At 75.7% G+C, this 9,774-nt stretch carries 10 protein-coding genes; 7 read left to right on the top strand and 3 right to left on the bottom strand.

Going from position 1 to position 9,774, the window contains the following annotated elements:
- A partial coding sequence (locus D450_RS0117230; protein ID WP_026128612.1) for a 3-phosphoshikimate 1-carboxyvinyltransferase occupies positions 1–848 on the top strand: 848 nt, incomplete at its 5' end.
- On the top strand, positions 845–1,834 hold the full coding sequence (gene rsgA, locus D450_RS0117225; protein ID WP_017539897.1) for a ribosome small subunit-dependent GTPase A: 990 nt from the start codon (positions 845–847) through the stop codon (positions 1,832–1,834). The genes D450_RS0117230 and rsgA, both read left to right, overlap by 4 nt.
- A 129-nt stretch (positions 1,835–1,963) precedes the next feature.
- Here rsgA and D450_RS0117220 read toward each other — a convergent pair whose 3' ends face one another.
- The 3 genes from D450_RS0117220 to D450_RS0117210 all read right to left on the bottom strand — a co-directional run bounded on the left by D450_RS0117220 (position 1,964) and on the right by D450_RS0117210 (position 4,071).
- Positions 1,964–2,512 carry a DUF2087 domain-containing protein gene (locus D450_RS0117220; RefSeq protein WP_394296828.1) on the bottom strand — a complete coding sequence of 183 codons (549 nt, stop codon included), beginning with the start codon at positions 2,510–2,512 and terminating at the stop codon, positions 1,964–1,966.
- Between the two features lie 65 nt (positions 2,513–2,577).
- Positions 2,578–3,306 carry an HAD family hydrolase gene (locus tag D450_RS0117215; protein ID WP_017539895.1) on the bottom strand — a complete coding sequence of 243 codons (729 nt, stop codon included), beginning with the start codon at positions 3,304–3,306 and terminating at the stop codon, positions 2,578–2,580.
- 153 nt (positions 3,307–3,459) lie between these two features.
- Positions 3,460–4,071: a TetR/AcrR family transcriptional regulator gene (locus D450_RS0117210; RefSeq protein ID WP_017539894.1), complete on the bottom strand. Its 612-nt coding sequence runs from the start codon at positions 4,069–4,071 to the stop codon at positions 3,460–3,462.
- Positions 4,072–4,228: 157 nt separating this feature from the next.
- On the opposite strand from D450_RS0117210, the gene hisN reads away from it, so the two are divergent.
- The 5 genes from hisN to D450_RS0117185 all read left to right on the top strand — a co-directional run bounded on the left by hisN (position 4,229) and on the right by D450_RS0117185 (position 9,739).
- The gene (hisN, locus tag D450_RS0117205; protein WP_017539893.1) at positions 4,229–5,035 is read left to right on the top strand and encodes a histidinol-phosphatase; all 807 of its coding nucleotides are present in this window, start codon (positions 4,229–4,231) and stop codon (positions 5,033–5,035) included.
- A gap of 402 nt (positions 5,036–5,437) precedes the next feature.
- On the top strand, positions 5,438–6,025 hold the full coding sequence (locus tag D450_RS0117200) for a hypothetical protein (RefSeq protein WP_241483195.1): 588 nt from the start codon (positions 5,438–5,440) through the stop codon (positions 6,023–6,025).
- A gap of 633 nt (positions 6,026–6,658) precedes the next feature.
- Positions 6,659–7,888, top strand: a complete 1,230-nt coding sequence (locus tag D450_RS0117195) for an ABC transporter permease (protein ID WP_017539892.1) — start codon at positions 6,659–6,661, stop codon at positions 7,886–7,888.
- A 94-nt stretch (positions 7,889–7,982) separates the two neighbouring features.
- Complete coding sequence (locus D450_RS0117190; protein WP_017539891.1) at positions 7,983–9,050, top strand: HlyD family efflux transporter periplasmic adaptor subunit; 1,068 nt, start codon at positions 7,983–7,985, stop codon at positions 9,048–9,050.
- Positions 9,050–9,739: an ABC transporter ATP-binding protein gene (locus D450_RS0117185; RefSeq protein ID WP_017539890.1), complete on the top strand. Its 690-nt coding sequence runs from the start codon at positions 9,050–9,052 to the stop codon at positions 9,737–9,739. Before D450_RS0117190 ends, D450_RS0117185 begins: the two co-directional genes overlap by 1 nt.
- The last annotated feature ends 35 nt before the right edge of the window (positions 9,740–9,774 follow it).

Raw genomic sequence — 9,774 nt, 5'->3', positions numbered from 1 at the left:
CCGCCCCCCCCCTGCCGATGACCGTGCGCGGCACCGGCGCGCTGCGCGGCGGCCGGGTGGAGCTGGACGCCTCCGGCTCCTCCCAGTTCATCTCCGCCCTTCTGCTCAGCGGCGCCCGGTTCAAGGAGGGCGTGCAGGTGCGCCACTCCGGGCCGCCCGTGCCCTCCCAGCCCCACCTGGACATGACGGTGGAGATGCTGCGCGAGGCCGGCGTCCCGGTCGACACCTCCGAGCCCGACGTGTGGACGGTCGCCCCCGGCACGATCAGCACCACCGCCGTCACCGTCGAGCCCGACCTGTCCAACGCCGCCCCGTTCCTGGCCGCGGCCCTGGTCACCGGCGGGCGCGTCACCGTGCGGGACTGGCCCCGCAGCACCACCCAGCCCGGCGACGCGCTGCGCGAGATGTTCACCCGGATGGGCGGCGAGGCGGCCTTCACCGAGGCGGGCCTGGAGTTCCGCGGCACCGGCGCGGTGCACGGCATCACCGCCGACCTGCGCGCCGTCGGCGAGCTCACCCCCACCGTCGCCGCGGTGGCCGCGCTGGCCGACTCCCCCTCCCGGCTGACCGGCATCGCCCACCTGCGCCGCCACGAGACCGACCGGATCGCCGCCCTGGTGCGCGAGGTCAACCGCCTGGGCGGGGACGCCGAGGAGCTGCCCGACGGGCTGGTCGTCCGCCCCCGGCCGCTGCACGGCGGGCTGTTCCACAGCTACGAGGACCACCGCATGGCCACCTCAGGCGCCGTCATCGGCCTGGCCGTCCCCGGTGTGGAGGTGGAGGACATCGCCACCACCGGCAAGACCCTGCCCGACTTCCCCGGGCTGTGGGCGGAGGTCCTGGCGTGAGGGGCGGCGGTCGCCACCTGGACGAGGACGACGTCCGCGTTCGCGCGCGCGGGGGATCGCGCCCCCGCACCCGCAAGCGCCCCAAGCACGAGGACGCCAGTACCGGGATGGTCACCGCCGTGGACCGGGGCCGCTACCGCTGCCTGGTCGAGGGCCGCGAGGTCACCGCGATGAAGGCCCGGGAGCTGGGCCGCGGCAGCATCGTGGTGGGCGACCGGGTGGCGCTGGTGGGCGACCTGACCGGCACCCCCGACACCCTGGCCCGCATCGTGCGGGTGGAGGGCCGCGCCTCGGTGCTGCGCCGCACCGCCGACGACACCGATCCGGTGGAGCGGGTGATCGTCGCCAACGCCGACCGGCTCGTCATCGTGTGCGCGCTCGCCGACCCCGACCCGCAGCCGCGGCTGATCGACCGCTGCCTGGTCGCCGCCTACGACGCCGGCCTCGACCCGGTGCTGTGCCTGACCAAGGCCGACCTGGCCCGCCCGGACACCCTGCTGGAGGAGTACGCCTCGCTGGACCTGCGCCACGTGGTCACCGACCACGACGGCGACACGGCGGAGCTGGAGGAGCTGCTGGCCGACCGGACCAGCGTGCTCGTGGGCTCCTCCGGGGTGGGCAAGTCGACGCTGGTCAACCGGCTGGTCCCGGAGGCCGCGCGGGCGGTGGGGCACGTCAACCCGGTGACCGGCCGTGGGCGGCACACCTCCACGTCGGCCGTGGCGCTGCCCTACCGGGGCGGCTGGATCATCGACACCCCGGGGGTGCGCAGCTTCGGCCTGGCGCACATCGACCCCGACGACGTGGTGGCGGGCTTCCCGGACCTGGAGGAGGCCGTCGCCGAGTGCCCGCCGGGCTGCCCGCACACCGCCGACGCCGAGGGCTGCGCCCTGGACGCGTGGGCGTCCGACGGGAGGCTGGCCCCGACCCGGGTCGCCTCCCTGCGCCGCCTGCTCGCCAGCCGCACGGGCGAAGAGACCGCCTGAGCCCCGGAGGCTCCGGTCACCGGTCGGCGGCCGGCCGCTCCTGACTCTTCGCACCGGACTCCGCCCCGGCCCACGAGGCCAGGAACCGCAGGCCCTCGTGAGAGGGGCCCGGACGGGCCGCCGTGCGCCTCACAGGTCCACGGTGCCGCCGCAGCGCCAGTAGCGGGTGCTGTCGCGGTCCAGGAACCCCTCGTCGACCAGGGCCCGGCGCAGTGCGGCGTGGTCGGAGTGGAACGCGCGCAGGACCGCGTTGACCTCGGGCTCGCGGTAGCGCACCCCGGGCTCGAAGGCGCGGGCGACGTGGTCGAGGACGACCAGCCGCTTGGACCGCTGCACCGGGAGCGCCGTGATGCGCCCCTCGCGCAGGAACGAGCGCAGCACCGCGGCCTCCTCCGCCCCGGTCCCCTCCGGGACCGGCTCCTCGGCGCGGGCCGCCGACGCCCGGGACACCGCCTCGCGCAGGGTCTCCGGCCGGGGCCGCCACCGCCCCTCCTCGCGCACGGCGACGCCCCCGCGCTCCAGCCGCTCCAGCGCCTGGAGCGCCTCCTTGCCCGTCATGCCCGTCCGGGCGGCGACCTCCTCGCCGGTGGCCGCCCCCAGCACCAGCGCCGAGAGCGCGCGGAGCCGGTCGGGGGCGCTGAGCAGTCCCAGCAGGCGGAGCGCGTCAGGGTCGGACATGGCCCCCATGCAAGCAGAGGCCGCCCGGGCCGTCACCCGGTTCTCCGGCCGCCCTCCGCCGCCGGTCACACCGGGTCGTCCCCCGCGTCGTCCCCCGAGCGCACGCCCAGCTCGTCGAGCCGGTCCAGCAGGTCGGCCGGGTCGGTGTAGACCCGGTAGGCCCCGGTGCGCTCCAGCTCGTCGCGGCCGTACCCGCCGGAGAGCAGCCCCACCCCGAGCGCCCCGGCGCGGCGGGCCGCCAGCAGGTCCCACACGCTGTCGCCGACGACCATGGTCTGGCGCGGGTCGGCGCCCAGCCGGCCGGCGGCGGCCAGGAACAGGTCCGGGTCGGGCTTGGCGAACCGCACCTGGTCGCGGGTGACCATGAGGGTGTCCTCGGGCAGCCCGAGCAGCTCCAGGGCGTGGCCGGCGGTACGGCGCTGCCCGCTGGTGGCGATCGCCCAGGGGATGCCCCGGCCGGTCAGGGTGCGCAGCAGCTCCACGGCGCCGGGCAGCGGCACCACCGAGGCCCGCTGCTTGAGGTACTCCTCGGCGTGCGCCCGCTGGATCGCCTCGACCTGCTCGGCGGTGAGCTTGCGCCCGGTCTCGCGCACCAGGGCGTTGACGAACAGCCCGCCGCTCATCCCGATGCGCCGGTGGATCCGCCACACGGCCAGGTCGATACCGGCCTCGGCCAGGGCGTTCCGCCAGGCGATGACGTGCTGGTAGACGCTGTCGATCAGCGTCCCGTCGAGGTCGAAGAGGAGTGCGGGCGCCGCGGCCCGGGCCGCCGCCCCGCTCGTCGTTCCACTCACACTGCCAGTCTCATGGCGAAGAGGAGAAAAGGGAATCCGCCGCACCGCCCGGGCGCCCCGACCGCCCCGGGGAGAGGGCGTTCCGCGTCTTCCGGCCTCCCCCGCTCCCGGAGCCGTCCGCGACCGCGCGGGGCCGCCCGCCGAGGGGGCGCTTCAGGCGTTCTCGCGCACCGGTCCGGTCAGAGCCCGGGCGACCGCCTCGACCCGGGAGGCCGCCCGCTCGGGGTCGGTCGGCGCCAGGACGTAGGAGACCATCAGCCGGACCGAGACCTCCACCAGAACCTCGCCCCGCTCCCCCAGCCGCGGGTGGTGGCGGCGCAGGTAGGCGTTCATCCGCTCCTGCAGGGCCAGGTGCAGGGGGCGCGAGCGGGTGGTCAGCACCGGAAGCAGCTCCTCCTCACCGGTGATCACCGCCCGCACCAGCGGGTTCTCGGCCGAGGCGCGCAGCGTCCACAGCGCCGCCTCGCGCACTGCCTCGGCCGCGTCCCCCGGGTGGCCGGAGACGATCGCCTCGGTGCGGTCCAGGAAGCGGTCGGCCTCCCGGATGACCACCGCCTGCAGCAGCCCCTCCTTGGTGCCGAACTCGTTGTAGAGCGTCTGCCGGGAGACCCCCGCGCCGGCCGCGATGTCGGCCATCCGCATGCGCGACCAGCCCCCCGCGACCACGGCGGCGTAGGCGGAGTCGAGCAGCCGCTCCCGGACGTCGCCCGGGCGCGGGGCGTCCGCGGGCGAAGGAGCGGCGGCGGAGGATGCTTCGGTGGCCATAGGGCCATGGTGCCATCCCGCCGCCCGCCGCTCAGGGGCCCAGGTCGTGGGCCCGCCGGGGCGCTCTCGCCCGCCCCGGCCGATCCGCGCCACGATCCGGTCACGCGGGGGTGCCGGACTGCCGTGGGGCGCACCGGGGACGGTAGCGTTACCGGCCATGGCGTCCTTTGACGATGATCTGCGTCTGGCCCACGTCCTGGCGGACGCGGCCGACGACATCTCCCTACAGCACTTCCGCTCGCTGGACCTGCGGGTGGAGACCAAGCCGGACCTGACCCCCGTGACCGAGGCCGACCGCGCGGTGGAGGAGACGGTGCGCAGCGTCCTGTCCCGCGCGCGCCCCCGCGACGCCGTGGTGGGCGAGGAGTACGGCAAGACCGGCAACAGCCACCGCGTGTGGGTGATCGACCCCATCGACGGCACCAAGAACTACGTCCGCGGCGTGCCCGTGTGGGCCACCATGATCGCGCTGCTGGAGCACGACCGCCCGGTCGTGGGCCTGGTCTCGGCGCCGGCCCTGTTCCGCCGGTGGTGGGCCACGCCCGGCGGCGGCACCTGGAGCGGACGCAGCCTGACCAAGGCCACCCGCTGCTGGGTGTCGAAGGTCGCCGAGCTGGAGGACGCCTCGCTGTCCTTCTCCGACATGGACGAGTGGGAGCAGCAGGGGCGCCTGGAGGCGTTCCTGGGCCTGACCCGCTCGGTGTGGCGGACTCGCGCCTACGGCGACTTCTGGTCGCACGTGATGGTGGCCGAGGGCGCGGTGGACGTCGCCGCGGAACCGGAGCTGTCGCTGTGGGACGCCGCGCCGCTGCCGGTCCTGCTGGAGGAGGCCGGGGGCCGCGCCACCGACCTGCGCGGCCAGACCTTCACCGACGGGGGCGCCCTGGTGTGCACCAACGGCGCCTTGCACGACCGCGTCCTGACCTGGCTGAACGGAGGCCCCACCCCGGTCCGCCCGGTCTGAGCGCCCGCCCGGAGGCCTCGCGAGGCCCGGCGCGCACGCGTCGACTTCGCGGGCCTCCCGCCGGTCGGGCGGACGTGCGACCGGGGATCGGGGAAGCGCCCGGGNGGGCCCCCCCGCCGGTCGGGCGGACGTGCGACCGGGGATCGGGGAAGCGCCCGGGGCCGGAGCCTCCCGAGGGAGTGGCGGACACGTGCGCGGCCGGCGCCGCGGAGGGCGATGAAGGACGCCGCATCGTCCCGGCGGTGGTAGGCGGGCGGCGGTCCCGCCGCTCATGGACCCCGGCTCTGGGCCCTTCGGGGCCGGGGCCGGTGCTCTCCGGACGCGGCTCCGGGAGGCGGTCCCGCCGCCCCCATCTCCCACTCTTCGAGCACAGTCGACAACGCTCCGTAGTATTCTTCGGTCGTGCCCGTAGACCACCGCGCCACCCGACGACCCCGCCGGTCCCGGTGCTCCCGCCGTTTCCCCCTGCCGCCCCGGCCCGCCGCCGCGGCCGCACTGGTCGCCGCGTGCCTGGCGGCCGCCCCGGCGTGCGGCGGGACCGGCTCCGGCCCTGACACCGCCGAGCTGGAGGCCCGGATCGCCGCCGAGCAGGCCGCCCAGGCCTCGGCCTCCCCCGAGCCCGCCCCCTCGCAGATGCGGTTCGCCCCCAAGGCCGCCGCATGCGAGCCGCGGGCGGTCACGGCGGTGCCCGGCGAATGGGAGACCTCGGCCCCGCGCCGGAAGGTGTCCGAGGCGCCGGCCGCGATCGGGCTGCGCGACGCCTCCGGCGGTTCCGACCTCACGGTGCGCGCCGAGGTGACGGGGCCGGACGGCCCCGCGGGCACCGCCGAGGCCCGGGCCGACGGCCACGGCTGGGCCGAACTGGAGTTCCCCGGCGACTTCGCCGCCTCCGCCCCGGACACCGGACCGGGCAAGGGCACCTACACCGTGGTCTGGTCCTCCGCCGACGACGGCGCGTTCATCTCCTGCGACGGGTTCCGGATCACGTAGGGGGCGCCCCGGGCCTTCCAGCGATGGGCCCGCTGCGAAGAGGCCCACGGCGAAGGGGCTGCGCCGAGCGGTGTGACGCGGTGGTCTCGCACGGAATCGCAGGACGGGCTCCGGCCCCGAGGCGGCTCCCCCGCGGCTTCCGAACGCCCGACGAGGAACCGTCCGGCGGTACCGCGGGGCCCCTTCGCCCTGCCCGCCCTGCGAGCGGGCGACGGGGATCGGGACCGGCTGTCGGTGGCGGTGGTTCCCGCACCGGCGCCACACGCACGGGCGCCGCCCCCGGAGGACCCGGCGTGATCGCGGACACCCGGCCCCCTGCGACCGGATCCGGCCATCCGGGGCCTGCCTCGACGACGGCGCGGACGGCGGACACCGCCGCGCCTCCGTCCGCTCATGTCCGGCGTCGGCGCAGTTCGGGTGGGCGCACCTTCCGGCTCCGGGCCGCTCCGCTCCGTCAAGGCGGACATTCCAGAAGTCGCTCACAATCACCCTGAAACCCGACTCCGCGGCTCCCGCCGTGTCCGAAATCCCCCGCATCACGGGGAACCGCTCTTCCCTTCGGCCGCGATGATGTCCTCAGGCCCCATCGGGCCCTCCCCGTCCCCCGACCCCGCCGAGGAAAGGGCCGTCGGCTTGCTGCGCTCCATCACCTCGGGCCTCGTCCTGGCCTTCGCCGGTTCCCGGGCCAACGTCTCGCGGACCATCCTGTCCTGCGCCGGCATCGTCGTCGGTATCGGCGCCTTGATCACCGTGGTCACCGCCGGGCACGTCGGCGAGCGGTACGCGGTGGCCTACTCCGAGGCCAACTGGGGCGTGGCGGCGACCTACGCCGTCTCCCTCCCCTCGGTCGAGGACACCGGGGCGCTCAAGGAGGATCTGCTGCGCGCCGGCGGCCAGGCCGTCTCATTGGACTTCAGGACCGAGAGCGACATCCGGATGCGCCAGGGCGACCGGGAGATCGCGGAGGTCGGTTTCACCGTCGCCGAACCGGGCCTGGAGGACATCCGCCGGATGAACCTCACCCAGGGCCGCTGGTTCACCGAAGGCGACACCGAATCACTGGCCCCCGTACTGGTGGTCACCGACACGCTGGCCGACCGGCTGGAGTCCTCCGACGGGTTCGAGGGCCTCCAGATCGGCAGCCGCACCTGGCAGGACGTGCGGGTGGTCGGGGTCGTGGAGGCCACGGCGATGGACGGCATGACGGGCGAGGGCGGCACCGCCTACCTGCTCAACGCCCCCGCCTCGCAGGAGATCGCCTTCCCCGAGGGGACCGAAGGCGCCGCCGGCATGGGGGGCGGCCTGGAGTACTCGGTGCGGGTCCCGTCCGAGGGGGCCGACCCGGAGGCCTTCAAGGAGCGCTTGATCGGATCGGCCTGGCGCTGGGCGCCCGACGCCGACCCGAACGCCGTCCACGTCTACCGGATGGACGACGCCGAGCAGATCGGCGAGGTCCTCGGCTACCTGTCGCTGGGCCTGTTGGGGATCGCGGCGATCACGCTCACCACGGGCCTGCTCGGGGTACTCAACGTGGGCCTGGTGACGGTCCGCGAGCGCCGGCGCGAGCTGGCGGTCTACCGCGCGCTGGGCGCCGACCGGCTGTCCATGTTCGTGGTGGTGGTCGCCGAGGCCGTGGTGGTGGCCCTGGTGGCCGGGGTGATCGCGCTGGCGCTGTGCTACGGCGGGGCCGGCGCCGCCCACCTGCTGCTGGCCGACCTCCTACCGGACGGCGTGGTGGTGACCGTCCCGGTCTCCGGCGTGCTCGTGGGCCTGGGCAGCGCGGCCGGTGTGGGCCTGCTGGCCGGCGTCATCCCCGCCTGGCGGGCGCTGCGCACCTCCGTCGTCGCCGGACTGCGCGACTAGGGCCCGATCCGAGGAACACCCCCGAGGTCCGGACACCGACAGGCGGGCCGAAGGAGCGGCCGGGCGAACGGCCGCGTGAAGAGGAGCGGATCACGTGAGGAAATGGATCATCGCCGCCGCGGCGGCCGTCGTGCTGGTCGGCGGCGCGGGCACGGCCTGGGTCGTGTGGGGCCGCGGCGGGTCCGCCGCCGAACCCGCGGGCCCCGGCGGCGGGCCCGCCCAGGAGTCCTCCGCGGTGCCGGTCGAGGTCGGTGACATCACCGACACCCTGGTGCTGGACGCCGTCGTGCGGGAGGACCCGGCCAAGGAGGTCGTGTCCAAGCGCGGGGGGACCGTGACCCGGGTGTGGGTCGGCGACGGCCAGGAGGTGGACCAGGGCGCCCCCGTCGCGACCGTGCGCGTCCAGGACGGCGCCCCCGCCACGGGCGGGCAGGACGCCGGAGGGGAGGACGCCGGGGACACGGTCCCGCAGACCCGGGAGGTGAAGCTCACCGCCCCCGTCTCCGGGAAGGTGGCGGACCTGGACGGCCTGGCCGAAGGCGACCCGGTGGAGCCCGGGGCCGCCGTCGCCTCGATCAGCGGGGGCCGCTACCGGGCCGTGGCGGAGATCCCGCCCAACGACCTGTACCGCTTCTACGACGACCCCGAGGAGATCACCCTCAAGATCGACAAGGGGCCGCCCGCCGAGCAGTGCGATCTGATGGCGCTCGGCGAGAAGGACGCCTCCTCCGACACCGGGGGCTCCGGTGGCTCCGCGGAGGAGGACGGCGGCATGCCCGGGATGGGCGTGCCGGGGGCCGACTCCGGCGGCGGGGACGCCACCGCCCAGCTCACCTGCCGGGTCCCCGACGACATGGAGGTCTTCTCCGGGGTCACCGGCAAGGTCTCGGTCACCACCGGCTCGTCCACCGGGGCGCTGCTGGTTCCGGTCACCGCGGTGCGCGGCGGCACCGAGGCCGGACAGGTCACGGTGGTGGGCGACGGCGGCGCCGAGGAGGTCCGCGACGTCGAACTCGGCATCACCGACGGCGAGGTGATCGAGGTCACCTCGGGCCTGGAGGAGGGCGAGCAGGTCATGGACCCCGTTCCGCTGGACGACGACTTCGACGTGCCCGGGGCCGGCGACGACGCGGACGCCGGGGCCGGGACGGAGGGCTACTGATGCGGGGCGCAGAGCCGCTGCTGCGCGTCGGCGGCCTGCACAAGTCCTTCACCGTCGACGGCCGGCACCTGCCTGTGCTCACGGACTGCTCGCTGGAGGTCGGGCGCGGCGAGGTGGTGGCGATCGTGGGCCGCTCCGGCTCCGGAAAGTCCACGCTGCTGAACATGATCGGACTGCTGGACGCCGCCGACGGGGGCGAGCACGTCTTCGACGGCGTCGACGTGACCCGTCTGGGCGAGGGCGGCCGGGCCCGGCTGCGCAACGCCGGAATCGGGTTCGTCTTCCAGACCTTCCACCTGCTGGAGCGGCGAACGGCGCTGGCCAACGTGTGCGTGCCGATGGTGCTCGGCGGGGTGCCGGCGTCCCGGCGCCGCGCGCACGGCCGCCGCCTCCTGGAGTCGGTGGGCCTGCAGGACCGGATCACGTCCCGTCCGCACCAGCTCTCCGGCGGTGAGCAGCAGCGTGTGGCGCTGGCGCGGGCGCTGAGCATGGAACCCGCCATGGTGCTCGCCGACGAGCCCACGGGCGCCCTGGACGGCACCACGAGCGATCAGATCATCGAGCAGCTGCTGGCGCAGGCCCGCACCCGGGGCACGGCGGTCGTCATCGTCACCCACGAGCCTTCGGTGGCCGCGGCCGCCGACCGCAGGATCGCCATCGAAGAGGGGCGCACCCGCCCGGTCGGCTGAGGTCCGGCCCGGGGGCGGGAAAAGGTCCGACACGA

The sequence above is a fragment of the Nocardiopsis halophila DSM 44494 genome, from assembly GCF_000341245.1.
Classification (GTDB): domain Bacteria; phylum Actinomycetota; class Actinomycetes; order Streptosporangiales; family Streptosporangiaceae; genus Nocardiopsis_A; species Nocardiopsis_A halophila.
This window is presented reverse-complemented; position numbering and strand designations above follow the sequence as displayed.